Genomic DNA, 25019 nt, shown 5'->3' on the forward strand with positions numbered 1-25019 from the left:
CTTGTTTTAGCCCTGCCTGATTTTTGCTATCCTAGGTAAAAATATGGTATAATGAAACGATTATACAATAAGGAAAATACCATGTTTAAATTTAATTTTAAAAAGAAAGAAAGCATTGAAACAGCAATTGAAGTCCCTAAGCATATCGCTGTGATTATGGATGGCAATGGCCGTTGGGCGAAAAAGCGGATGCAGCCACGTATTATGGGGCATAAGGCTGGTATGGATGCACTTCAAAAGGTTACCAAGACTGCTTCTGATTTGGGAGTAAAGGTGTTGACTGTCTATGCCTTTTCTACAGAAAACTGGTCTCGACCGGAAAAAGAAGTGAAGTTTATCATGAATTTACCTGTGGAGTTTTATGATAAGTATGTTCCTGAACTCCATGCCAATAATGTCAAAATTCAGATGATTGGTGACCATTCCAAACTTCCTGTTCCGACTCTCAATGCGCTTTATAAAGCTGAACAAAAGACAAAGAGTAACACTGGTTTGATTCTCAATTTCGCTCTGAACTATGGCGGTCGTGATGAGGTGACTCGCGCAGTCAAGGCTATTGCGCAAGATGTCTTGGATGCCAAGTTCAATCCTGGTGATATTGATGAGAAATTAATAGCGGATTACCTTTATACAGGAACCTTATCACCAACGTTACGCGATCCCGATCTAGTTATCCGTACAAGTGGTGAACTTCGTCTTAGCAACTTCCTGCCGTGGCAAACAGCCTACAGCGAGCTGTACTTTACAGATATTGCTTGGCCTGATTTTGATGGAGAAGCACTTAAATTGGCGATTAAAGAATACAACCGTCGCCACAGACGTTTTGGCGGTGTATAAGGAGAAGGTATGACAAACGATTTACAGAAACGAGTGATATTTGGCGGCATTGCTCTAGCTATTTTCATTCCCTTTTTGTTGGCTGGTGGGATGGCATTTCAATTTTTTGTAGGCCTGTTAGCCATCATTGCTACAGCTGAATTGATTAAAATGCATCGCCTAGCACCAAATTCTATCGAGGGTGTCCTAGCTATGTTGGCCAGTTTAGTCTTGGCTCTTCCACTCCAGAATTATCTGACATTTTTACCGACGGATGGAAATTACACAGCCTACGCCATTGTAGTATTTTTACTGCTTGGTTCGACGGTTTTTAATATCGGTCATTACAACTATTCTGATGTGGTCTTTCCAATTGCATCAAGTTTCTATGTTGGTATCGGCTTTCATAGTTTGATACTGGCTCGTATGGATGGGCTCAATAAAGTCTTCTTTGCCCTCTGTTTAGTCTGGGCAACAGACATTGGTGCCTACTTAATCGGTCGTCAGATTGGTCGGAGAAAATTATTGCCGAAGGTTTCACCGAATAAAACGGTTGAAGGCTTTGTAGGCGGTATTCTTTCTGCGATGGTAGTTGCTATCATTTTCTTGATTGTCGATAAGTCCTTGTTGGCGGTCTATTCATTTGGCATGATGATGTTGTTAGTTGTGATTTTCTCGATATTCTCACAATTCGGAGACTTAGTAGAAAGTGCTATTAAACGCCATTTTGGTGTGAAGGATTCTGGAAAAATTATTCCAGGACACGGCGGTATCCTGGATCGTTTTGACGGTATGATTTTTGTCTTTCCAATTATGCACTTCTTTGGATTATTTTAAGGAGGTACTATGAAGGGAATTTTAGCATTTATATTTATATTTGGTGTGATTGTGGTTGTCCATGAATTTGGTCATTTCTACTTCGCCAAGAAAGCTGGTATCCTTGTGAGGGAATTTGCGATTGGGATGGGTCCCAAAATTTTCGCTCATACGGGTAAGGACGGGACACTTTACACCATCCGTATCCTTCCTCTAGGTGGCTATGTTCGAATGGCTGGATGGGGTGAAGATAAGACAGAGATTAAGACAGGTAGTCCTGCCAGCCTCAGCTTGAATGAAGCTGGTGTTGTGACGCGGATTAATTTGTCTGGTAAGCAACTGGATAGTCTCAGTTTGCCAATGAATGTAACCAGTTTTGACTTTGAAGAAAAATTAGAAATCACAGGCTTGGTCTTGGAAGAAAGCAAGACCTATAAGGTTGATCATGATGCCACGATTGTAGAGGAGGATGGAACAGAAGTTCGGATTGCTCCACTTGATGTTCAGTATCAAAATGCGACAGTCTGGGGTCGGTTGATGACCAACTTTGCGGGTCCCATGAATAACTTTATTTTAGGGATTCTAGTATTTATTATTTTGTTCTTCATGCAAGGCGGGGTTGCCAACCCATCAAGCAATGCAGTAAGTATTACTGAAGGTGGTGCTTTGCAGGCTGCAGGTGTTGTCACAGGGGACAAGATTCTTTCGGTCAATGGGAACGCGACAGACAGCTACACAGAAGTTGCAACGATTATTAGCAAAGTAGCGACAGATGCAACAACAGCCCCAAGCTTTGATTTGGTTGTTGAGCATGATGGGAAAAACCGTCATGTCTCCGTTACTGCTGAACAAGTAGATGGGGCCTATCGAATTGGTATTTCACCGATTTTGAAAACTGGTTTCGTTGATAAAATTGTCGGTGGTTTCCAAGAAGCGGGAGCGACAGCTCTTAGGGTTGTAACAGCTTTGAAGAATCTAATTGCAAACTTTGATGTTAAGCAGTTGGGGGGACCGGTTGCTATTTACAAAGTAAGTTCTCAAGCGGCTGAATTTGGTTTGGTTTCTGTATTGGGGCTAATGGCTGCGCTCTCCATTAACCTTGGAATCTTCAATTTGATTCCAATTCCAGCCTTGGATGGTGGTAAGATTGTTATGAATATTCTGGAAGCCATTCGCAGAAAACCACTCAAACCAGAGACGGAATCTTATATCACTCTAGCAGGTGTAGCCGTTATGGTGGTTCTTATGATAGTAGTCACTTGGAATGATATTATAAGAGTCTTCTTCTAAGATAATTTGAAATTTATGAAAGGAACTGAATGCGTGCTAAATGCAGGATGTTCTGAAAACTACGAAAAAGAAAGGAACAGAGAGTTTTCATATTTGAACTCGAGCGTCAGCGAGGGGTCAGATAAGTGACTTCTGTGATTCCTAATCAAGTAAACTACGAAAGGAACTGAATGCGTGCTAAACGCAGGATGTTCTGAAAACTACGAAAAAGAAAGGAACAGAGAGTTTTCATATTTGAACTCGAGCGTCAGCGAGGGTTCAGATAAATGACTTCTGTGATTCCTAATCAAGTAAACTACGAAAGGAATTGAACAAAAGCTAAAAACCTAGTAAAAAAGACCAATCGCCTTGTGCCGATAGGCACTGCGTTGATTGCCTATTTTTATACGGTTTTCTTGACGCTTTTGTATCTTAAATTATGAAACAGTCTAAAATGATTATCCCTACTTTGCGGGAGATGCCTTCGGATGCGTCGGTGATTAGCCACGCTTTGATGTTACGTGCGGGTTATGTCCGTCAGATTTCTGCTGGTATTTACAGCTACTTGCCATTGGCTAACCGTGTGATTGAAAAAGCAAAAAACATCATGCGTGAGGAGTTTGATAAGATTGATGCTATTGAATTTTTGGCACCAGCTCTCTTGTCGGCGGACATTTGGCGTGAGTCAGGTCGTTACGAAACATATGGCGACGACCTTTACAAGCTCAAAAACCGCGAAGGTTCTGACTTTATCTTGGGTCCAACCCACGAAGAAACCGTGACTCTTTTGGCGCGTGATGCGGTCCAGTCTTACAAACAGTTGCCGCTCAACATCTACCAAATCCAATCTAAGTATCGTGATGAAAAACGCCCTCGTAACGGTCTTCTCCGTGGTCGTGAGTTCATCATGAAAGACGGTTACAGCTTCCATGCTAGTTATGAGAGCTTGGACCAGACCTATGATGACTACAAGGCGGCTTACGAGGCAATCTTCACTCGTGCAGGCTTGGAGTTCAAAGCTATCATCGGTGACGGTGGTGCCATGGGTGGTAAGGATAGCCAGGAGTTTATGGCTATTACTCCAGACCGTACTGACCTGGACCGTTGGGTTGTCTTGGACAAGTCGGTTGCTTCTTTTGAGGAAATCCCAGAGGATGTTCTTGAAGCGATCAAGGAAGAACTCTTGGCATGGTCTGTGTCTGGTGAAGATACCATCGCCTACTCTAGCGAATCAGGCTACGCTGCCAACCTAGAAATGGCGACTAGCGAATACAAACCAAGTACAGCAGTTGTCGTCGAAGAAGACTTGGTTAAAGTAGCGACGCCAGATGCCAAAACCATCGACGAAGTTGCTGCCTTCTTGAATGTTGCGGAAGAGCAAACCATCAAAACCATGCTCTTTATGGCAGACGGTGAGCCAGTTGTTGCCCTGCTTGTTGGCAATGACCAGGTCAACGATGTCAAATTGAAAAACCACCTCGGAGCAGATTTCTTTGATGTAGCAGGCCAAACGGATGCTGAAAAAATCTTCGGTGCAGGTTTTGGTTCCCTTGGACCAGTCGGCTTGCCAGAAAACATCAAGATTATTGCAGACCGCAAGGTGCAAGATGTGAAAAATGCTGTTGTCGGTGCCAACGAAGACGGTTTCCACTACACAGGTGCCAATGCGGGACGTGATTTCCAAGTGACTGAGTATGTGGATATTCGTGAAGTCAAGGAAGGCGAACCTTCTCCAGATGGACACGGGGTTCTCAACTTTGCCCGTGGTATCGAGATTGGTCACATCTTCAAACTCGGTACACGCTATTCTGACAGCATGAATGCCAACATCTTGGATGAGAATGGTCGTTCTATGCCGATTATCATGGGATGCTACGGAATCGGTGTTAGCCGCCTCTTGTCAGCCGTTCTTGAGCAACACGCTCGCCTCTTTGTTAACAAGACACCAAAAGGCGAATACCGTTACGCTTGGGGAATCAACTTCCCTAAAGAATTGGCACCGTTTGATGTGCATTTGATTCCAGTCAATATCAAAGATGAAGCGGCAATGGCCTTGACTCAGAATATCGAAGCAAGTTTGGTTGGTGCAGGCTATGAAGTATTAACTGACGACCGTAACGAGCGTGTCGGCGTTAAGTTCTCTGACAGTGACTTGATTGGCTTGCCAATCCGTGTGACAGTTGGTAAGAAAGCAGCTGATGGCATCGTCGAAGTGAAGATCAAGGGCACAGGTGATACTGTGGAAGTCCATGTGGACCAACTCCTTGAAACCCTTCAAATCCTTACAAAAGAAAATGAATAACAGAAAAAGACTTGGTTGATGATAGCCAAGTCTTTGTTGATAAAATAGGCTTGGTTCTAGTCACCCAAGCCTATTTTTTTTTATAACATATTTAGTAGGAGGTTATAGAGGATAGCTCCTGCGACTCCTCCAAGAATTGGGCCAGCAACTGGGATCCAGCTATAAGACCAGTCAGAATCTCCCTTGTTAGGAATTGGAAGGATGGCATGCATGATACGAGGAGCAAGGTCACGAGCAGGATTGACTGCGTAGCCTGTTGTAGATCCTAGTGAGAAGCCGATTGCAAATACGATAAGTCCCACGATGATTGGGCCGAGGCCAGCGCTGACATTGTTAGGGCCAATTGCAAGGATTCCCATGACTAAGACAGCTGTGCCAAGAGCCTCGCCGAGCAAGTTTGAAGCTGTGTGACGAAGAGCTGGTCCAGTAGAGAAGGTAGCAAGGATTGTTCCGCTATCTTTTGTTTCCTGCCAATGTGGATAGAAATGGAGATAGAGGACGATGGATGCCAACATTGCTCCAGCAAATTGGGCAAGTAGGAAGCCTGGGACTTGAGCCCATGGTAGGGAGCCGATAGATGCCATTGCGATAGTGACAGCTGGATTCAGGTGGGCAGGTCCAAAAATTCCTGATACGTAGACGGCAATTGTTACAGCGATGCCCCATCCTAGTACGATGGTCAGCCAGCCGCTATTTTCAGCCTTGGTTTTAGAGAGGATGCAGGATGCAACCACACCGTTTCCAAGTAATACTAGTATGAAAGTTCCAAGTAATTCTCCAATCAGATTCATAATGACCTCCTATTTATTGATTGTCAGTTCTTTTAATTGTTCAAGAATAGTCTCCAAGTCAGCTCCAGCCTGTAAGAGAGCTGCGGCAGTATAGCAACCTTCGACAACTGGTACGGTTTGGATAAGAATTTGTTTGTCTGTAAAATCGGCAGCAAGCTCCATGTTCATTCGGGCGCTACCTAGGTCAAAAAAGGCAAGGAGGGTATCAGCAGGGTTTGCTTCAACTCGCTCTTGTACGATTTCAAAGCTAGTACCGATGCTACCATCTTCTAATCCGCCACAGTAGGTAATGGGAATATCTTTGGCGACTTCAGATACTAGGTCGATGATTCCCTGGGCCAAATTTTTTGAATGGGATACGAGTAAGATACCAACCTTTGTCATAGTCCTGCCTCCAACATAGCTTCAAAGAGAAGTCCAGATGAGAAAGAGCCTGGATCAATGTGTCCAATAGACCTTTCTCCAACATAGGACGCGCGTCCCTTGGTTGCAGCAATATTCTTTGTTCCTTGAACGGCTTTATGGATAATTTCCGTTGTCAGCTGGCTTTCTCTTAGGGCAGAAATAACAGGAATCCAAACGTCTACCATGGTTTTCTCGCCCAATTCAGCCTTGCCACGTTTTTGGATCATGTCCAAACCTGCTTGAAGCATATCAGCTAAATCCGAGCCGGCTTGACTGGCTTTAGTAATCCCCATAAAGGCAGAGCCGTAGAGAGGGCCGGAAGCACCGCCAACCTTGCTGAGAAGTTGCATAGCAACCACCTTAAAGACTTGGTCGGCACTCTCATAGTCTTTTTCAGATAGCTCCTGCATGACGGCAGCCATTCCTCGCGCCATGTTGCCCCCGTGATCTCCATCTCCGATAGGAGAGTCAAGCTCACTCAAATAATCTTTGTTTTCTTGAATCTTCTTGTTGAATGTCTCCATCCAGAGCAGTGCTTGTTTTGCATCCATAGTCTTTCTCCTACCAAGCTACCACTTCAACAGGTGCCTGCAAAGCGTCAATCCAGCTTGGGTCTTCTAATTTGATTAAGGTCAATGACAGTCCAGCCATATCAATCGATGTCATGTAGTTACCGATTTTCTTGTAGTCAACGACCACGCCTTTTTTAGCCAGCAATTGAGCAACGTCGTTGGCAAAGACATATTGCTCCATGAGAGGGGTAGCGCCGAGACCGTTGATAAGGACACCATAGTGCTCGCCATCTTGAATATCGAAGCCTTCTGCCAATTTGTCAACTAATTCTTCTGCCAATTTAGCAGATGGTTGGAGTTTTTCTTTCTTATAGCCAGGTTCGCCGTGGATACCGACACCGTATTCAAATTCATCTTCTTCAAGGACGAAGCCTGGTTTGCCCACTTCTGGTACAGTAGCACCTGATAGGGCTAAGCCGATAGTCTTGATTTGTGGGACGAGACGGTCAGCCAGTTCCTTGATTTCTGCTAGGGATTTGCCCGTTTCTGCTGCATGACCGAGAATCTTGTGAACAAGGATGGTACCTGCTACCCCACGACGGCCTTGGGTATAGAGGCTATTTTCCACAGCGATGTCATCGTCCACAACGACACTGGCTACTTCGATGCCCTCCATTTCCGCCAATTCTTGCGCCATCTCAAAGTTCATGATGTCGCCAGAGTAGTTTTTGATGACCATAAAGACGCCAGCTCCCTCGTCAGCAGCCTTGATGGCTTCCAAGATTTGGTCTGGGGTTGGTGAGGTAAATACTGCGCCACATACAGCGGCGGACAACATGCCCTTGCCAACAAAGCCTGCATGAGAAGGTTCATGACCAGAGCCACCTCCTGAGATGATGCCGACTTTACCAGTTTTTTCAGCCTTGCGGATAATCACATCAAATCCATCGATACGATCAACGACGTCTTGGTGCATAAAGACAAGTCCTTTTAACATTTCATCAACGACATGTTCGGGTTGATTGATAATTTTTTTCATGAGAAAACTCCTTTGTTTTTGTTTGCGCTTTCATTTTACATTGTCCGAAAGAAAAAAGGAAGGGACAGATTGTCCAATGTGTCCCTTTTGTTCCAAAGAAAAGCATGATAGGGTATAATAAAGAGGAAGCGAAAGGAAGTGACATATGCCAACCTCGTTGATTACAAAGAAAAGGATTGCAAAGGCTTTTAAAAAACAGCTATCCCAAAAATCCTTTGATAAAATCTCAGTTGTCGACATCATGCAGGAAGCAGGGATTCGTCGTCAAACCTTTTACAACCATTTTTTAGACAAGTATGAGTTACTGGACTGGATATTTGAAACAGAATTGCAGGAGCAGGTAACTGACAATCTGACCTATATTAGTGGAATCAAGCTTCTGGATGAGCTCTTGTACTACATCGAGAGTAACCAATCTTTCTATAGACAACTCTTTGAGGTTAAGGGGCAAAATGATTTTGTCAGCTATTTAGAAGGCTACTTTATGGTTTTGATGGAGAAAATTATCAACGAATACCAGCTTCAGGAGGGTAAAATGATTTCCCAACAGGATAAGCATTTTTTGATTCTCTATCATGCTAATGCTTGGATTGGACTGATAAAGGAAGGACTGACGCAGTCGCCTTGTCAGATTCACAGTTATTGGAAGCAAATGGTGGCTCTTGTTTGCGAGTCGTTTTTGATTTTGTAGGAGTTAATATATGGTGTTTATTAGAAATAGACAGGCAACAATTATTGAAGATTATTTGGATGGTTTCTGTCGAACCAATCCTAAAGTGAAGAAAGTGAAGGGGCTTCCGATTGTTCTGCAAAGAAGACAAAATGGAGAACTGATTCCGATTGTTTCTGGCGGTGGTTCTGGTCATGAGCCAGCCCATGTTGGCTTCGTCGGTAAAGGAATGCTGACTGCAGCAGTCTATGGAGAGATTTTTACTCCACCAACTGCTGAAGAAGTCTTGGCAGCCATTCGTGCAGTAGATAAGGGCAAGGGAGTTTTTCTGATTGTAAAAAACTTTGAGGCAGACCTTGTCTCTTTTAGAAAAGCCATCAAATTGGCTCGGCAGGAGGGAATTGCAGTCAAGTACATCGTATCCCATGACGATATTTCGGTCGATACTAAGAATAATTTCCGTATGCGGCATAGGGGGCTTGCAGGGACCATTCTACTTCATAAGATATTAGGAGCTGCTGCCCTTACTGGCTATAGCCTGGATGAATTGGAACAGCTGGGACTGTCTCTGGCAACAGAAATTGCGACCATCGGTTTTGCAACCAAGTCGGCCTATTTGCCCAATGCTGCCCTGCCTTTGTTTGATTTGGAGGAGGGACAAATATCTTACGGCATCGGTATCCATGGAGAAGAAGGCTATCGGACCGTTCGTTTTGAATCCTCTGAGCAGTTAGCCAACGAAATTGTGAACAAATTAAAATTAAAATTCCGCTGGAAAGAGGGGGAAGACTACATCCTCCTGGTCAATAATCTTGGATCTCTGTCCGAGGTTGAGCAAGGAATCTTTTTGAACGACATTTGCCAATTTCTAGAACTAGAAGGTCTGAAGCTTTCCTATATAAAAACAGGTAAGTTTATGACTAGTCTAGATATGGGAGGAATTTCTGTCACCCTCTGTCGTGTCAAGGATCAAAAATGGCTGGACTTTTTAGAAGCACCGACAGAAGCTGCGGCTTGGTAGGCTACCAATTTCTATAGAAATCAGATCTCTCAGGAAATGAACCTGAGAGTTTTTTCTTCCTGACTCAGGAAAAAATACCTCATTTATGGTAAAATGTTTCTAACGAACTACAAAGGAAATAAGTATGTCAGATAAGTTTCAACTCTTGCTACAACAAATCGAAATGCCTCTTGATGCACGACAATCAGGGGCTTTTTCGACTGCAACGATTGAGAAAGTAGTCTTGCACAAGGTCAGCAAACTCTGGGAATTTACCTTCCGTTTTGAAACCCCCTTGCCGCTCATGGACTATCAACTCTTCAAGGCTCGTTTGGCGACGGAGTTTGAAAAGGTGGGCAATAAGATTCAATTTTCTATTGTCAGCGATGCGGAGGCCTTTGAAGCTGGTTTGGTAGAAGCTTATTATCCAGAAGCTTTTACGGAAGATTTGTGCCAGAGTGCAGGCTTCAAGGCTCTTTTTCAGCCATTAGAGGTGACTTATAGAGATGGTGTTTTGTGGATAAAAGGTCCTGAAACCATTGACACAGATCATTTTCGGAAGAATCATCTGCCAAATCTTGTGGAACAATACAAGCGATTTGGTTTTGGCAATCTTGCGGTGGACATCCAAGTCTGTCAGGAAATGACGCAGCAACAAGCGGAGATTTTCCATGCGCAGAATGAAGAAATTTACCAGCAGGCTAATGAAGAAAACTTGGCGGCCCTTGAACAACTGGCTCAAATGGCGCCACCACCAGAGGCAGCTCAGCCATTTGTCCCAGAATATAAGAAAAATCGTCCTGCCAAGGTCAATATCGAAAAGGCTGAGATTACTCCTATGATTGAGGTGGATAGTGAGGAGAACCGGATTGTCTTTGAGGGACTGGTCTTTGAGGTTGAGCAGAAGACGACCAAGACGGGGCGGGTCATTATCAACTTTAAGATGACCGACTATACTTCGTCCTTCACCTTGCAGAAATGGGCTAAGAATGAGGAAGAGGCCCAGAAGTTTGATATGGTCAAAAAGGGCAACTGGTTGCGGGTGCGAGGCAATGTGGAGACCAATAATTTCACTCGTGATTTGACCATGAACGTGCAGGAAGTCCAAGAGGTCAAGAAGGAAATCCGTAAGGATCTTATGCCTGAAGGGGAGAAACGGGTCGAGTTTCATGCTCATACCAACATGTCTACCATGGATGCCCTGCCTGCTGTTGAGGACTTGGTGGCACGTGCTGCGGCTTGGGGGCATAAGGCGGTGGCCATTACTGACCATGGCAATGTCCAGTCCTTCCCCCATGGCTATCATGCTGCCCGTAAAGCTGGGATTAAGCCGCTCTTCGGGATGGAGGCCAATATTGTCGAGGACTCTGTGCCCATTGCTTACAACGAAGCAGATGTAGTCCTATCCGAAGCGACCTATGTAGTCTTTGACGTGGAAACAACCGGTCTCTCTGCAGTCAACAATGCCCTGATTCAGATTGCGGCGTCTAAGATGCACAAGGGCAATATTATTGCGGAATTTGATGAGTTTATCGATCCAGGTCATCCGCTCAGTCAATTTACAACAGATCTGACAGGAATCACTGATGAGCATGTGCGCGATTCTAAACCTCTGGAACAAGTCCTGCGTGAGTTTCAAGATTTCTGTCAAGATTCCGTCATGGTTGCCCACAACGCGACCTTTGACGTTGGCTTTATGAATGTCAACTATGAACGAGCAGGCCTACCTATTATTAGCCAGCCTGTCATTGATACCTTGGAATTTGCTCGTAACCTCTACCCCGACTTTAAGCGTCATGGTTTAGGTCCTCTCACCAAGCGATTTGGTGTTGCTCTTGAACATCACCACATGGCCAACTACGATGCGGAGGCGACAGGGCGCCTGCTCTTCATCTTCCTAAAAGATGCTCTGGAGAAGCACAATTTGACCAATCTCAACCAGCTAAATACGGAGCTGATTGCGGAGGATTCCTATAAGAAGGCTCGTGTCAAGCATGCCACGTTATATGTGATCAATCAAGTTGGTTTGAAAAATATGTTCAAACTGGTCTCTCTTTCTAATACCAAGTATTTTGAGGGAGTTCCACGTATTCCACGGACCGTTCTCAATGCCCATCGTGAAGGCTTAATATTGGGAACAGCCTGTCAAGAGGGCGAGGTCTTCGATGATTTACTCTCCAAAGGGATAGATGAAGCGGTTAAAACGGCAGCCTATTATGATTTTATCGAAGTCATGCCACCTGCCCTCTATGCTCCCATGATTGCCAAGGAGCAGTTTAAGGACATGGCAGAGATTGAAGAGACTATCAAGCAGTTGATTGAGGTAGGACGTAGGGCAGGTCTGCCAGTTTTGGCGACAGGAAATGTTCACTATATTGACCCCGAAGAGGAAATCTATCGGGAAATCATTGTTCGTGCTCTAGGTCAAGGGGCACCGATTAACTGGACCATCGGAAATGGTGAGAATGCCCAACCAGCACCACTACCTAAAGCTCACTTTAGAACGACCAGCGAGATGTTGGACGAATTTGCATTCTTGGGAGAAAGTCTGGCGCGTGAGATTGTCATTACCAATCCCAATGCCATGCTCGATCGGTTTGAAGATGTTCAGGTAGTCAAGACCGACCTCTACACGCCTTATATTGAGAAGGCCGAGGAAACGGTGGCGGAATTGACCTATCAAAAAGCCTTTGAAATTTATGGCAATCCTCTGCCAGATATTATCGATCTGCGGATTGAGAAGGAATTGACCTCCATTCTGGGTAATGGATTCGCCGTGATTTATCTGGCGTCGCAGATGTTGGTGCACCGGTCAAATGAGCGGGGCTACCTGGTGGGTTCACGGGGGTCTGTCGGCTCCAGTTTCGTTGCGACCATGATTGGGATTACCGAAGTAAACCCTATGCCTCCTCACTATGTCTGTCCAAATTGTCAACACAGTGAATTTATCACAGACGGTTCCTATGGTTCAGGTTTTGACCTGCCAGACAAGGACTGTGAAAAGTGTGGCACCAAGTATAAAAAAGATGGGCAGGACATTCCTTTCGAGACCTTCCTTGGTTTCGATGGAGACAAGGTTCCCGATATTGACTTGAACTTCTCAGGGGATGACCAACCGTCTGCCCATTTGGATGTTCGGGATATTTTTGGCGAAGAAAATGCCTTCCGTGCAGGAACGGTAGGTACGGTAGCTGCTAAAACTGCCTATGGTTTTGTCCGAGGCTATGAGCGGGATTATGGCAAATTCTATCGAGATGTGGAAGTAGAACGCTTGGCTGCTGGAGCGGCCGGTGTCAAACGGACGACTGGTCAGCACCCGGGGGGAATTATCGTATTCCCTGACTACATGGATGTCTATGACTTTACACCTGTTCAGTATCCTGCCGATGATGTGACGGCCAGCTGGCAGACCACCCACTTTAACTTCCACGATATTGATGAAAACGTCTTGAAACTCGATATTCTGGGACACGATGATCCAACCATGGTTCGGAAGTTGCAGGACTTGTCGGGCATTGATCCGCAGACCATTCCTGCTGATGATAAGGGAGTGATGGCCCTCTTTTCTGGTACGGAAATTTTGGGAGTTACCCCAGAGCAGATTGGGACACCGACAGGTATGCTGGGCATTCCTGAATTTGGAACCAACTTTGTACGGGGGATGGTGGAGGAAACCAAACCGACCACTTTTTCGGAACTCTTGCAGTTATCTGGTCTATCGCACGGTACAGACGTTTGGTTGGGCAATGCCCAGGACTTGATTAAGGCAGGAATTGCTAATCTATCTACTGTTATCGGTTGTCGGGATGACATCATGGTTTATCTCATGCATGCAGGTTTGCCACCTAAGATGGCCTTTAACATCATGGAGCGGGTACGGAAGGGCTTGTGGCTCAAGATTTCCGAGGAAGAGAGAAATGGCTACATCCAAGCCATGAAGGATAACAAGGTTCCAGACTGGTACATCGAATCCTGTGGAAAAATCAAGTACATGTTCCCTAAAGCCCACGCGGCCGCCTACGTTATGATGGCCTTGCGGGTTGCCTATTTCAAGGTTCATCACCCGCTTTACTACTATTGTGCTTATTTCTCTATTCGTGCCAAGGCCTTTGATTTAGCGACCATGTCGGGCGGTCTAGATAAAGTCAAGGCCAAGATGGAAGAAATTGCCCTCAAGAAGAAAAACAATGAAGCTTCAAACGTTGAGCAGGACCTCTACACCACGCTTGAATTGGTCAACGAGATGCTGGAACGTGGCTTCAAGTTCGGCAAATTGGACCTTTACAAGTCTCATGCGACCGACTTCTTGATTGAAGAAGATACCCTCATCCCACCATTTGTCGCTATGGATGGTCTGGGAGAGAACGTTGCCAAGCAGGTTGTGGCGGCGCGTGCCGAAGGAGAATTTCTCTCCAAGACAGAACTCCGTAAACGTGGTGGATTGTCAGGTACGCTTGTTGAAAAAATGGATGAAATGGGCATTCTCGGTAAAATGCCAGAGGATAACCAGCTCAGTCTCTTTGATGATTTGTTTTAAAAAAGGAAATGATGAAAAAAAGAAATATTTTAGTTGAGTTATTAAAAGGAATTGGTCTAGTACTGCTTTCTACTATCTTGTGGACATTGATCTTATCTTTTGCCACACCGGAATCATCATCAGGTATTTACGAACCTTTTCCAGGTTTTACTGTGATTGCTGGTATACTAACGAGTTTCATTCTCCACATTATTATGAAGTATAACCAGCTTCGTCAGGTTGAACAAGCCGCGAAAGCTAGTAAAAGTCATATCGTTGTTATTGAAGAGCGCAATCAGGCCTTGATGGAGAAAGCAAACCGCTTGGTTGAAAAACACCAGAATCTTGAAAAAGAAACCATTTTGGACATCAATAAATCCGTTTCCAAAATTCGAACGGTTGAAGAAAAAACTGTTATGAAATCCACCAAGATTGAAAGTTCACAAGAATTTGGTCAATTTTTGCGTCAAATGCCGGAATTGATGGCCAATAAACATATTGAAAGGTTACTGAATGAAATTTTTGAAACAGAAAATAATTTAGCACAATGGAAGATTTCATACAATCAACAGGTTGAGTACTTCAATACTTTGTTGCATCAGTTTCCGATTAGCATCATTGCCAAAATCATTCGCCTGAAGGACTTGGAATTTTATAAGGAACATTCGCTGACTGATTTTACAGACGAGATGTTGGGGCTATAAGATAAAGAAGGGTCTATCAATGTATCTTAAGTATTTGATAGGCTTTTTTTGCCATCTTTTTGTAAATTCTCTGTCACTACTTTATGAAAATCAGACTATCTGCTGTAACTATCTTAATTTTCACGGAGTATAAAAAAGTCAGACTAGGAATTTGACACTACTTAGTAATAATGATACAATCTCTATATAGTGATAAAAACTACTATGTAGTAACAATAAGAAAAGAGGAAAACATATGTCAAACTTTGCAAAACTTCAAGAAACTCGCCGTTCTATCTATGCACTTGGTAAAGAATTGCCAGTATCAAACGAAGAAGTAGTAGCACTTGTTGAGAAAGCCATGAAAGAATCTCCATCAGCTTTCAACTCACAATCAAGCCGTGCAGTTGTACTTTTCGGTGCTGAATCAGATGCTTTCTGGAACGAAATTGCCTACAGCGAATTGGAAAAAGTAACGCCTGCAGAAGCTTTTGAAGCTACAAAAGGTCGCTTAGCTGGTTTTGCGGCTGGTGCTGGTACTATCTTGTTCTTCGAGGATCAAGACGTGGTTAAAGGCTTGCAAGAAAGCTTCCCACTTTACGCTGAAAACTTCCCGATCTGGTCTGAACAAGCTCACGGTATCAACTTGTACGCAGTATGGTTGGCTTTCGCTGAGAAAAATATCGGCATGAACGTACAACACTACAACCCGTTGGTTGATGCACAAGTTGCTGAAAAATACGGTATCCCAGCTAACTGGAAACTCCGTGCACAAGCACCATTCGGAAGCATCGGAGCTCCAGCAGCAGACAAAGACTATATGGCGGATGGGGACCGTGTAAAGGTTTTTGGTAACTAATACTCTGCGAAAATTGAAGTCAGACGTTGTTGACTTGATGTGATGAACTTAAGTTCTATCTACATCTGCGTCGCCTAGTCTGACTTCAATTTTCATTGAGTATACATATTTACAGTTTGTTTTATTACGTCGACAGATGGGGAGTGGGGAAGAACTCGACCAGTTTAAAAAGAGTTCGTCTTCCCACCCCCGCACAGTTGATTAGGACAGATTTGGAGTGTGAAGCACGAACAAATCTGCCAATCAACCACTGCGCTGAGATGTTGACACGAACTCTGAGAAGCGAGTCTGGACTTTCTGCCCAGCCTTATTTCCAACTTCAAACAATCCACTGGATTGTTTGAACTCGCTTCGGCGTACTTCAGTACAGCCTTCAGCTGTTGACACGAACTTCGTTCGCTTTATCTCCAACCTCTAACTGTCTCCCAGACAGTTAGAGCTAGTAATAAAAGCAAACTGAAAACTTTGCCCTGCGAAAATTAGAAATATCCGTTGTCAGCTTACCTTGGTGAGTGTAAAGATCCGGTGGAGCTTTACAGCCTGCTCCCTTGAAATAAGAGAGGAGCGAAGTTCTACCTTCGGCTTGCTGACACGAACTCCGTTCGCTTTATCTCCACCCTTCAACTATCTCCCAGATAGTTGAAGCTAGGCTATTTTCAATTTGCATTGAGTATACATACTTACAGTTTGCTTTATTACGTCGGCAGATGGGGAGTGGGAAGACGAACTCTGAGAAGCGAGTCTGGACTTTCTGCCTAGCCTTATCTCCAACTTCAAACAATCCACTGGATTGTTTGAACTCGCCTTGCCTGATTGAAACAGTCTGGGGGACTGTTTCAAGTCAATGCCTAGAAATAAGAGAGCATTGAGTTATGCCTGCAGCTGTTGACACGAACTTCGTTCGCTTTATCTCCCAGCTCTAACTATCTCCCAGACAGTTAGAGCTAGTACTAAAAGTAAACTGAAAACTTTTCCCTGCGAAAATTAGAAATATCCGTTGTCAGCTTACCTTGGTGAGTGTAAAGCTCCACTGGAGCTTTACACTCTGCTCCCTTAAAACAAGAGAGGAGCGGGGGTATACCTTCGGCTTGTTGACACGAGCTCCGTTCGTTTCATCCCAAGCTTCAACTATCTCCCAGAGCTAACCTTTCCAACTTCCTGTATCAGCAGGAAGTTTTTTTATCTGTCTAGCTTAAAATATGATACAATAATAGGGTATTTCAAAGTACAAAGGAGAAAAAGATGGTATTACCAAATTTTAAAGAAAATCTCGCTAAATATGCTAAACTATTGGTATCAACAGGTATCAATGTCCAACCTGGTCACACGGTGCAGTTGACTATCGGTGTAGAACAGGCTGAATTGGCGCGTTTGATTGTCAAAGAGGCTTATGCGCACGGTGCGGCTGAAGTCTTGGTCAACTGGTTGGACGATGTGATTGCGCGTGAACGTTTGGTCAATGTAGATGTGGAGCTCTTGGAACAAGTTCATCCACAACGCATCACCGAAATGAACTACCTTTTGGAGCGCAAGGCAAGCCGTTTGGTTGTCTTGTCAGAAGATCCAGGTGCTTACGACGGTGTGGATCCAGAGAAACTATCTCGCAACGCTCGTGCACTCAGCCAGGCTTTGAACCCAATGCGGCAAGCATCCCAAGCTAACAAAATCAGCTGGACGCTCGGTGCAGCCTCTGGTTTGGAATGGGCCAAAAAAGTCTTCCCAAATGCAGCGTCTGACGAAGAGGCAGTGGACCTCCTTTGGGATCAAATCTTCAAGACTTGCCGTATCTACGAAGAAAATCCAATCAAGGCTTGGGAAGAGCATGAGGCACGCTTGGTGGCTAAGGCTAAGGTCCTTAACGACGAGCAGTTTGTCAAATTGCACTACACAGCACCAGGAACTGACCTCGTTCTTGGTATGCCGAAGAATCACTTGTGGGAAGCGGCTGGTTCGGTCAATGCCCAAGGTGAACACTTTATTGCCAACATGCCAACAGAAGAGGTCTTCACAGCACCTGACTACCGTGTAGCAGACGGCTATGTAACGTCTACAAAACCACTTAGCTATAACGGCAATATTATCGAAGGTATTAAAGTAACCTTTAAAGATGGTGAGATTGTAGATGTGACTGCTGAAAAAGGCGATGAAGTCATGAAGAAATTGGTCTTTGACAATGCCGGTGCACGTGGTCTCGGTGAAGTTGCCCTTGTGCCAGACAAGAGCCCAATTTCTCAATCAGGTGTGACTTTCTTCAACACCCTCTTCGATGAAAATGCCTCAAACCACTTGGCAATCGGGCAAGCCTATGCTTTCTCTATCGAAGGTGGTACAGAAATGAGCCAAGAAGAGCTGAAAGAAGCTGGTCTCAACCGCTCAGATGTTCACGTGGACTTCATGATTGGCTCTAATAAGATGAACATTGACGGTATCCGTGAAGACGGTACCCGTGTACCAATCTTCCGCGACGGTGAGTGGGCTATCTAGTGATATTTGCATAAGACTGGGCAACCAGTCTTATCTTATAAGAATTGGAGGAAAATAAGATGTTATCAAGTATTATCGCGGGAGCCATAATTGGCCTGATTGCAGGTGCTCTCACCTCCTCAGACGACCGTCGTGGTTGTCTGGGGAATATTATCCTTGGGCTTGCTGGTTCGTGGATTGGACAGTTACTCTTTGGTGATTGGGGACTACAATTTGCTGGCATGGCCCTGGTACCGTCAGTCTTTGGAGCAGTATTGCTGGTGGCAATTTTTAGCAGTTCCAGACGGAATTAAAATGAACTGTAAAACCAAACTTCGGATGAGGTTTGGTTTTATTTGTGGAGGGATTTGCGTGAATTGCCACATTGTTCGTATTTTTCAGAAAATTTCCACTTTTCTGTTGACAAGTGAAAATAAGTAAGGTATCATAGTAAGCAATTAAGAACCTGTAAAAACAGGTTCCAGAACACTGAAAGGAAAAAGTCAAATGAAACCTGTCACTACAAAATTCTTTGCTTTGTTGTTGCGACGGTCGGGCTAGTGCTGAAAGAATGCATTAGTCCTGTTTGGCTTACCAAGCGGGCGCTGTTGACAACATCTCGCGGGTAATAATCCTCGAGGTGTTTTCTTTTTTATCGTCATTTAGTTTACTTTTATTACTTCGACGACTGAAAAGCTCCAGTGGAGGTTTTCAGCCTACCACCTTTCATTAAAAGAGTGGTAGTTTGAAACTTAGTTTCCTCATTTCCAACTTCAAATAATTTCATCATTATTTGAACTCGCTTTGCCGTACTCCACGGATGTGACTTGCTTTGCAAGTCTAATTTCCCACCTTGCACAGTCCACTGGACTATGCAAGCTATCTTCAGCTTTTGATGCGAACTAAGTTCACTCTATTTCCCACCTCCAACAGTCACTACTCTGACTGTTGGAGCTAGTACTAAAAGCAAACTAAAAGACGATAGTATTGAAGTTTGAATTGTTTAGAAAGGTATTCTTATGCGTGTGATTGAATTTTTAGATACGACTTTACGGGATGGTGAACAGACGCCGGGTGTGAATTTTTCTATCAAGGAAAAAGTGACCATTGCCAAGCAGTTGGAGAAATGGGGGATTTCTGCCATTGAAGGGGGTTTCCCAGCTGCCAGTCCTGATTCTTTTGAAGCGGTTCGTCAGATTGCGGCGGCTATGACCAAGACGGCTGTGACAGGTTTGGCTCGGTCAGTCAAGTCAGACATTGATGCTTGTTATGAGGCTCTGAAAGATGCCAAGTATCCGCAGATTCATGTTTTCATTGCGACCAGTCCCATTCACCGTGAATTTAAACTTCAAAAGACCAAAGAAGAAATTTTGGCGCAAATCACTGAACATGTCAGCTATGCCCGTGAGCGTTTTGAGGTGGTCGAGTTCTCGCCAGAGGATGCGACACGGACGGAGTTGGATTATTTGCTTGAAGTGGTGCAGACAGCGGTAGATGCCGGTGCGACCTACATCAACATTCCAGATACAGTCGGCTTTACGACTCCTCAGCACTACGGAGAAATTTTCCGTTACTTGACAAGCAACGTCAAATCGGACCGTGAGATTATTTTCAGTCCGCATTGCCACAATGACCTAGGTATGGCTGTTGCCAATACCCTTTCAGCTATTAAAAATGGTGCCGGTCGTGTTGAGGGAACTATCAACGGTATCGGTGAGCGGGCAGGAAATGCGGCCCTTGAAGAAGTAGCTGTTGCCCTTGAAATTCGGAAAGATTTCTATGATGTGACCAGTCCGATTGTTCTTAAGGAAACGCTCAATACTTCGGAATTAGTATCTCGCTTTTCGGGGATTGCCATTCCACGCAATAAGGCGGTGGTTGGTGGTAATGCCTTCTCTCACGAGTCAGGTATCCACCAAGATGGTGTCTTGAAAAATCCATTGACTTATGAAATCATCACACCTGAGTTGGTAGGGGTCAAGAAAAATTCTCTGCCACTGGGTAAACTATCTGGTCGCCATGCCTTTGTGGAAAAGCTGAAAGAATTAGACTTGTATTTTGAAGAGAGTGATGTTGCGGGCCTCTTTGCTCGCTTTAAAAACCTTGCAGACAAGAAAGAAAAAATCACGGATGCAGATATCCGTGCCTTGGTAGCTGGTACAGAAATCAGCAATCGTGATGGCTTCCAATTTAAAGATTTGCGTTTGGATAGTCAGTCTGACGGCAGTATTCAGGCTCAGGTTATCTTTATCAATCAGGATGAGGAAGAAGTGGTTGTTGTGGAATCTGGCAAGGGTTCAGTTGAGGCTGTCTTTAATGCCATTGACCAATTCTTCCACCAAGAGATCAGCTTGGAACGCTACCATATCGACGCCATTACCGATGGAATTGATGCCCAAGCGCGTGTGCTTGTCGCTGTAGAAAACAAGGCAACGGAAACTGTCTTTAACGCCTCTGGTATTGACTTTGACGTATTGAAGGCTTCTGCAATTGCCTATATTCATGCCAATGTCATGGTACAGAAAGAAAATAGCGGACAGATTGATAAGAAACTATCTGAGAAAGAATTGCCAACTAGCTAGGAGGAAATATGACGAAAAAAATTGTAGCCTTGGCTGGTGATGGAATCGGTCCTGAAATCATGGAGGCTGGCCTAGCAGTCCTCGAGGCTGTTGCTGGGCAAGTAGGATTTGATTATGAGATTGAGGAGAGAGCTTTTGGTGGCGCTGGGATTGATGCGGCTGGCCATCCTCTACCAGATGCTACCTTACAAGCCTGCCGTCAGGCGGATGCGATTTTGTTAGCAGCTATCGGTAGCCCTCAATATGATGATGCAGCTGTTCGACCAGAACAAGGCTTGCTTCAACTTCGGAAGGAATTGGGTCTCTTTGCCAATATCCGTCCGGTCAAAATTTTTGATAGCCTGAAAGACTATTCTCCTCTGAAAGCCGACCGGCTGGATGGTGTGGATTTGGTCATGGTACGGGAGTTGACAGGTGGGATTTATTTTGGAGAGCATATTCTGGAAATAGACCAAGCCAGCGATAGCAATACCTATCAAGTTGAGGAAATCGAACGGGTTGTCCGCTCTGCCTTTGACCTAGCCCAAAAAAGACGAAAAAAAGTCACCAGCATTGATAAGCAAAATGTACTGGCGACGTCAAAATTGTGGCGGAAGGTGGCGGATGAGGTGGCTAAGGACTACCCAGATGTGACCTTGGAGCACCAGTTGGTGGATAGCGCAGCCATGCTTTTGATTACCAATCCTAGTCGATTTGATGTCTTGGTGACGGAAAATCTTTTCGGTGATATTTTGTCGGATGAGGCCAGCGTATTAACAGGAACGCTAGGGGTTCTGCCTTCTGCTAGTCATGCGGTGGCAGGTCCCAGTCTCTACGAACCTATCCATGGTTCGGCACCCGATATTGCCGGTCAGGGCATTGCCAATCCTGTCAGTATGATTCTATCTGTTGCCATGATGCTGGAAGAAAGTTTTGATTTGGTCCAAGCAGGTCAGACCATTCGCCAGGCAGTTGAAGCGGTCTTTGCACAGGGAATTTTCACTAAAGACCTAGGTGGTAGCGCCTCTACCAAAGAAATGACAGCGGCTATTATTGCACAGCTTGAAAGGAGGTCAACATGAGTGGCAAATCCATTTTCGATAAGCTCTGGGATCGCCATGTGATTATAGGTCAGGAAGGTCAGCCCCAGCTCCTCTATGTCGACCAACATTATGTCCATGAGGTGACCAGTCCCCAGGCCTTTCAAGGACTGAGGGATACAGGGCGACCTGTTCGGCGCCCAGACTTGACCTTTGCGACTTTTGACCACAACGTGCCAACCGTTGATATTCACAATATCCGTGATGTCATTTCCAAGGCTCAGATGGATGCCTTGGCGAAGAATATAGAAGATTTCGGCATTCCCCATGCAGCCCATGGTTCGGAACATCAGGGGATTGTCCACATGGTTGGACCAGAAACAGGTCGGACCCAGCCGGGTAAGTTCATCGTTTGTGGGGATAGCCATACGGCGACACACGGAGCCTTTGGTGCCATTGCCTTTGGGATTGGTACTTCTGAAGTGGAGCACGTTCTCGCTACTCAGACCATCTGGCAGGTCAAACCCAAGCGACTCCTAGTGGAATTTGTCGGTCAGGCCCAGGCAGGTGTCTATGCCAAGGACTTTATCCTGGCTCTGATTGCCCGCTACGGTGTGGATTGTGGTTTGGGTCACGTGGTGGAATTTGCTGGTCCAGTCATCGACCGACTCAGCATGGAAGAGCGGATGACAATTTGCAATATGTCCATTGAGTTCGGCTCTAAGATGGGCATTATGGCTCCAGACCAGACCACTTTTGACTACCTGCGAGGTCGTGAGTGTGCCCCAGCGGACTTTGAGGCTGCGGTGGCAGACTGGAAGGAGCTCTACTCAGATGCGGACACGGTTTATGACAAGCACCTAGTCCTTGATGTGTCCGACCTGGCACCGATGGTCACTTGGGGAACGACACCTGCAATGGGGGTTAGCTTCGATGAACCCTTCCCAGCCATCCGTGACCACAACGACGAGCGGGCCTATGCTTACATGAACTTAGCTCCTGGGCAAAAGGCTGCGGATATTCCCGTTGGCTATGTCTTCCTAGGCTCCTGTACCAATGCTCGCCTCAGCGATTTGCAGCTGGCAGCTCGGATTGTTAAGGGGCGGAAAATAGCAGAGCAGGTTACGGCCATTGTCGTTCCAGGCAGTCGCCCTGTCAAGCGAGCTGCAGAAAAGCTTGGTTTAGACAAGATTTTCATGGAGGCTGGTTTTGAGTGGCGGGATCCAGGTTGCTCCATGTGTCTGGGTATGAATCCAGACAAGGTGCCTGCAGGTGTGCATTGTGCCTCCACAAGTAATCGAAACTTTGAAGACCGCCAGGGCTTTGGGGCCAAGACCCACTTGTGCAGTCCTGCTATGGCTGCCGCAGCTGCGCTTTATGGACGATTTGTCGACACTAGACAGCTAGACATTCTCAAGGAGGGAGTTTAATGCACCAATTTACCACATGGACAGGAACGACTGTTCCGCTCATGAATGATAATATTGATACCGACCAGCTCCTGCCCAAGCAGTTTCTCAAGCTGATTGACAAAAAGGGTTTTGGCAAGTATCTGCTCTATGCTTGGCGGTACTTGGATGATAACTACACGGATAATCCTGATTTCATTCTCAATCAGCCTGAGTATCAAGGGGCTAGTATCCTCATATCTGGGGATAACTTCGGAGCAGGTTCTTCTAGGGAACACGCTGCTTGGGCTCTGGCAGATTATGGCTTCAAGGTCATCATTGCGGGCTCCTTCGGGGATATTCATTACAACAATGACTTGAACAATGGGATTCTGCCCATTATCCAGCCCAAAGAAGTCAGGGACCGACTGGCTCAGCTGGCTCCTGACCAAGAAATCACAGTTGACTTGGCAAACCAGTTGATACGGACGCCTTTTGGGGAATTCCCATTTGACATCGAACAGGACTGGAAACACAAGTTGCTCAATGGCTTGGATGATATTGGTATTACATTACAGTATCAGGATTTGATTGCTGAGTATGAACTGAATAGACCAAGCTACTGGCAAAACAAAATATATTAGAAAACAAGCAGGTTGCTCTGCTATGAAACAAAAGAAAAGAGGAAATTATAATGACGAAACAAATTCACTGGGATGGCGCACTTTCACAAGAAGGTCTTGACATTATCAAGGGTGAGGGGGGCGTGATTGTCTGCCCAACTAAGGTTGGTTACATCATCATGACTGCTGACAAGGCTGGCTTGGAGCGTAAGTTTGACGCTAAAGAGCGCAAGCGTAATAAGCCGGGCGTTGTCCTTTGTGGTAGCATGGAGGAGCTGCGTGAGTTGGCTCAGTTGACTCCTGAGATTGATGCCTTCTACCAAAAACATTGGGATGAGGACATTTTGTTGGGTTGTATCCTGCCTTGGAAACCAGAGGCTTATGCCAAGTTGCAGGCTTATGGCGATGGTCGTGAAGAGTTGATGACCGACGTTCGTGGTACTTCTTGCTTTGTTATCAAGTTTGGGGTGGCTGGCGAGCAGATTGCTAAGGAAATGTGGGAAAAAGAAGGCTGTATGGTCTACGCTTCATCTGCTAACCCGTCAGGCAAGGGAAATCGTGGTAAGGTAGAAGGTATTGGTGAGCGTATCGCGTCTAAGGTAGACTTGATTATCGAGGCGGATGACTATGTGGCATCTATTCAGCCAGACAAGACTATTGAAACCCGCTATGAGCAAGGGGTTATGGTATCTATGGTAGATAAAGAAGGTAAACTGATTCCAGAACAAGGTGCAGATAGCCGTTCTATCAGCCCATGCCCAGTTGTCATCCGTAAGGGTCTGGACATCGATAAAATCATGATGCACTTGTCTGATCATTTCAACTCTTGGGATTATAGACAAGGGGAATATTACTAAGATATCGTCATTCAGTTTATCTTTTATTACTTCGACGAACGAGGAAACTCCGTTTCCGTATTTCCAACTTCAAATAATTTTATCATTATTTGAACTCACCTTGCCTAACTCCAGTTATGCCTGCGGCTTTTGAAGCGAACTTGGTTCGCACTATCTCCAGTCTTCAACTATCTCCCAGATAGTTGGAGCGAGTACTAAAAGAAAACTGAAGACTATAAACTATAAATAGGGACGATCCGAAAGGGTCGTTTTTTCTACCAGAAAAAAACTGGCTGAAAATAATGATATACTCCCCTTATAGTGGACAGTGAAAAAACAAAAATTTTCACTAGAAACTATAAAGGGAGTTTTATTATGTCCAAAAGAAGTCCAAAGTCTGTCTCTGAGAAACTAGAAATTGTTCTACTCC

At 45.0% G+C, this 25019-nt stretch carries 20 protein-coding genes; 16 read left to right on the forward strand and 4 right to left on the reverse strand.

Annotated features, from left to right (window positions below):
* The first annotated feature begins 81 nt into the window (after positions 1–81).
* The 4 genes from ODU34_RS01635 to ODU34_RS01650 all read left to right on the forward strand — a co-directional run bounded on the left by ODU34_RS01635 (position 82) and on the right by ODU34_RS01650 (position 5203).
* Positions 82–837, forward strand: coding sequence for an isoprenyl transferase (locus tag ODU34_RS01635; RefSeq protein ID WP_013730586.1), 756 nt, complete (start codon positions 82–84; stop codon positions 835–837).
* Positions 838–846: 9 nt separating this feature from the next.
* Entirely contained in the window at positions 847–1653 is an 807-nt protein-coding gene (locus tag ODU34_RS01640) for a phosphatidate cytidylyltransferase (RefSeq protein WP_105179164.1), read from the forward strand.
* 9 nt (positions 1654–1662) lie between these two features.
* Complete coding sequence (gene rseP, locus ODU34_RS01645; RefSeq protein WP_029186785.1) at positions 1663–2922, forward strand: RIP metalloprotease RseP; 1260 nt, start codon at positions 1663–1665, stop codon at positions 2920–2922.
* 418 nt (positions 2923–3340) lie between these two features.
* The gene (locus tag ODU34_RS01650) at positions 3341–5203 is read left to right on the forward strand and encodes a proline--tRNA ligase (protein ID WP_105179165.1); all 1863 of its coding nucleotides are present in this window, start codon (positions 3341–3343) and stop codon (positions 5201–5203) included.
* Between the two features lie 80 nt (positions 5204–5283).
* Here the strand turns inward: ODU34_RS01650 and ODU34_RS01655 are convergent, their stop codons facing one another.
* Genes ODU34_RS01655 through dhaK form a run of 4 tightly spaced genes read right to left on the reverse strand, consistent with a single transcriptional unit; the run spans position 5284 to position 7950 of the window.
* Positions 5284–5994: an MIP/aquaporin family protein gene (locus ODU34_RS01655; RefSeq protein WP_105179166.1), complete on the reverse strand. Its 711-nt coding sequence runs from the start codon at positions 5992–5994 to the stop codon at positions 5284–5286.
* Positions 5995–6003: 9 nt separating this feature from the next.
* Complete coding sequence (dhaM, locus tag ODU34_RS01660) at positions 6004–6378, reverse strand: dihydroxyacetone kinase phosphoryl donor subunit DhaM (RefSeq protein ID WP_002938758.1); 375 nt, start codon at positions 6376–6378, stop codon at positions 6004–6006.
* The gene (dhaL, locus tag ODU34_RS01665) at positions 6375–6950 is read right to left on the reverse strand and encodes a dihydroxyacetone kinase subunit DhaL (protein ID WP_105179167.1); all 576 of its coding nucleotides are present in this window, start codon (positions 6948–6950) and stop codon (positions 6375–6377) included. Before dhaL ends, dhaM begins: the two co-directional genes overlap by 4 nt.
* Before the next feature lie 10 nt (positions 6951–6960).
* Positions 6961–7950, reverse strand: coding sequence for a dihydroxyacetone kinase subunit DhaK (dhaK, locus tag ODU34_RS01670; protein ID WP_205014607.1), 990 nt, complete (start codon positions 7948–7950; stop codon positions 6961–6963).
* A gap of 145 nt (positions 7951–8095) precedes the next feature.
* Between dhaK and dhaS the strand changes: the two genes are divergently transcribed.
* The 12 genes from dhaS (at position 8096) to ODU34_RS01730 (ending at position 24610) form a co-directional block, all read left to right on the forward strand.
* Positions 8096–8641, forward strand: coding sequence for a dihydroxyacetone kinase transcriptional activator DhaS (dhaS, locus tag ODU34_RS01675; RefSeq protein ID WP_105179169.1), 546 nt, complete (start codon positions 8096–8098; stop codon positions 8639–8641).
* A gap of 10 nt (positions 8642–8651) precedes the next feature.
* Entirely contained in the window at positions 8652–9641 is a 990-nt protein-coding gene (dhaQ, locus tag ODU34_RS01680; protein WP_044758337.1) for a DhaKLM operon coactivator DhaQ, read from the forward strand.
* A 124-nt stretch (positions 9642–9765) separates the two neighbouring features.
* On the forward strand, positions 9766–14157 hold the full coding sequence (locus tag ODU34_RS01685) for a PolC-type DNA polymerase III (protein WP_105179170.1): 4392 nt from the start codon (positions 9766–9768) through the stop codon (positions 14155–14157).
* 11 nt (positions 14158–14168) lie between these two features.
* Positions 14169–14840 (forward strand): LemA family protein, encoded by a 672-nt coding sequence (locus ODU34_RS01690; RefSeq protein ID WP_161941005.1) that lies wholly within the window; start codon positions 14169–14171, stop codon positions 14838–14840.
* Between the two features lie 235 nt (positions 14841–15075).
* The gene (locus ODU34_RS01695) at positions 15076–15678 is read left to right on the forward strand and encodes a nitroreductase family protein (RefSeq protein ID WP_105179171.1); all 603 of its coding nucleotides are present in this window, start codon (positions 15076–15078) and stop codon (positions 15676–15678) included.
* Between the two features lie 1242 nt (positions 15679–16920).
* The gene (locus ODU34_RS01700) at positions 16921–18162 is read left to right on the forward strand and encodes an aminopeptidase (RefSeq protein ID WP_105121417.1); all 1242 of its coding nucleotides are present in this window, start codon (positions 16921–16923) and stop codon (positions 18160–18162) included.
* A 59-nt stretch (positions 18163–18221) separates the two neighbouring features.
* Positions 18222–18455, forward strand: coding sequence for a GlsB/YeaQ/YmgE family stress response membrane protein (locus tag ODU34_RS01705; protein ID WP_105160280.1), 234 nt, complete (start codon positions 18222–18224; stop codon positions 18453–18455).
* A 705-nt stretch (positions 18456–19160) separates the two neighbouring features.
* Positions 19161–20723, forward strand: a complete 1563-nt coding sequence (locus ODU34_RS01710; protein WP_105179172.1) for a 2-isopropylmalate synthase — start codon at positions 19161–19163, stop codon at positions 20721–20723.
* Between the two features lie 8 nt (positions 20724–20731).
* Positions 20732–21784, forward strand: a complete 1053-nt coding sequence (gene leuB / locus ODU34_RS01715; RefSeq protein WP_105179173.1) for a 3-isopropylmalate dehydrogenase — start codon at positions 20732–20734, stop codon at positions 21782–21784.
* Positions 21781–23172: a 3-isopropylmalate dehydratase large subunit gene (leuC, locus tag ODU34_RS01720; RefSeq protein ID WP_105179174.1), complete on the forward strand. Its 1392-nt coding sequence runs from the start codon at positions 21781–21783 to the stop codon at positions 23170–23172. Before leuB ends, leuC begins: the two co-directional genes overlap by 4 nt.
* Positions 23172–23774 carry a 3-isopropylmalate dehydratase small subunit gene (leuD, locus tag ODU34_RS01725; protein ID WP_105179175.1) on the forward strand — a complete coding sequence of 201 codons (603 nt, stop codon included), beginning with the start codon at positions 23172–23174 and terminating at the stop codon, positions 23772–23774. Before leuC ends, leuD begins: the two co-directional genes overlap by 1 nt.
* 50 nt (positions 23775–23824) lie before the next feature.
* Positions 23825–24610: an L-threonylcarbamoyladenylate synthase gene (locus ODU34_RS01730; RefSeq protein ID WP_105179176.1), complete on the forward strand. Its 786-nt coding sequence runs from the start codon at positions 23825–23827 to the stop codon at positions 24608–24610.
* Positions 24611–25019 lie beyond the last annotated feature (409 nt).

Origin of the sequence: Streptococcus sp. 2018WUSS126, from assembly GCF_044427425.1 — a bacterium.
GTDB classification, from domain to species: domain Bacteria; phylum Bacillota; class Bacilli; order Lactobacillales; family Streptococcaceae; genus Streptococcus; species Streptococcus hashimotonensis.

Coding starts and splice junctions, on each gene's coding strand:
- ODU34_RS01635 (WP_013730586.1), top strand. CDS start 82: ATGTTTAAATTTAATTTTAAAAAGAAAGAAAGCATTGAAACAGCAATT.
- ODU34_RS01640 (WP_105179164.1), top strand. CDS start 847: ATGACAAACGATTTACAGAAACGAGTGATATTTGGCGGCATTGCTCTA.
- rseP (WP_029186785.1), top strand. CDS start 1,663: ATGAAGGGAATTTTAGCATTTATATTTATATTTGGTGTGATTGTGGTT.
- ODU34_RS01650 (WP_105179165.1), top strand. CDS start 3,341: ATGAAACAGTCTAAAATGATTATCCCTACTTTGCGGGAGATGCCTTCG.
- ODU34_RS01655 (WP_105179166.1), bottom strand. CDS start 5,994: ATGAATCTGATTGGAGAATTACTTGGAACTTTCATACTAGTATTACTT.
- dhaM (WP_002938758.1), bottom strand. CDS start 6,378: ATGACAAAGGTTGGTATCTTACTCGTATCCCATTCAAAAAATTTGGCC.
- dhaL (WP_105179167.1), bottom strand. CDS start 6,950: ATGGATGCAAAACAAGCACTGCTCTGGATGGAGACATTCAACAAGAAG.
- dhaK (WP_205014607.1), bottom strand. CDS start 7,950: ATGAAAAAAATTATCAATCAACCCGAACATGTCGTTGATGAAATGTTA.
- dhaS (WP_105179169.1), top strand. CDS start 8,096: ATGCCAACCTCGTTGATTACAAAGAAAAGGATTGCAAAGGCTTTTAAA.
- dhaQ (WP_044758337.1), top strand. CDS start 8,652: ATGGTGTTTATTAGAAATAGACAGGCAACAATTATTGAAGATTATTTG.
- ODU34_RS01685 (WP_105179170.1), top strand. CDS start 9,766: ATGTCAGATAAGTTTCAACTCTTGCTACAACAAATCGAAATGCCTCTT.
- ODU34_RS01690 (WP_161941005.1), top strand. CDS start 14,169: ATGAAAAAAAGAAATATTTTAGTTGAGTTATTAAAAGGAATTGGTCTA.
- ODU34_RS01695 (WP_105179171.1), top strand. CDS start 15,076: ATGTCAAACTTTGCAAAACTTCAAGAAACTCGCCGTTCTATCTATGCA.
- ODU34_RS01700 (WP_105121417.1), top strand. CDS start 16,921: ATGGTATTACCAAATTTTAAAGAAAATCTCGCTAAATATGCTAAACTA.
- ODU34_RS01705 (WP_105160280.1), top strand. CDS start 18,222: ATGTTATCAAGTATTATCGCGGGAGCCATAATTGGCCTGATTGCAGGT.
- ODU34_RS01710 (WP_105179172.1), top strand. CDS start 19,161: ATGCGTGTGATTGAATTTTTAGATACGACTTTACGGGATGGTGAACAG.
- leuB (WP_105179173.1), top strand. CDS start 20,732: ATGACGAAAAAAATTGTAGCCTTGGCTGGTGATGGAATCGGTCCTGAA.
- leuC (WP_105179174.1), top strand. CDS start 21,781: ATGAGTGGCAAATCCATTTTCGATAAGCTCTGGGATCGCCATGTGATT.
- leuD (WP_105179175.1), top strand. CDS start 23,172: ATGCACCAATTTACCACATGGACAGGAACGACTGTTCCGCTCATGAAT.
- ODU34_RS01730 (WP_105179176.1), top strand. CDS start 23,825: ATGACGAAACAAATTCACTGGGATGGCGCACTTTCACAAGAAGGTCTT.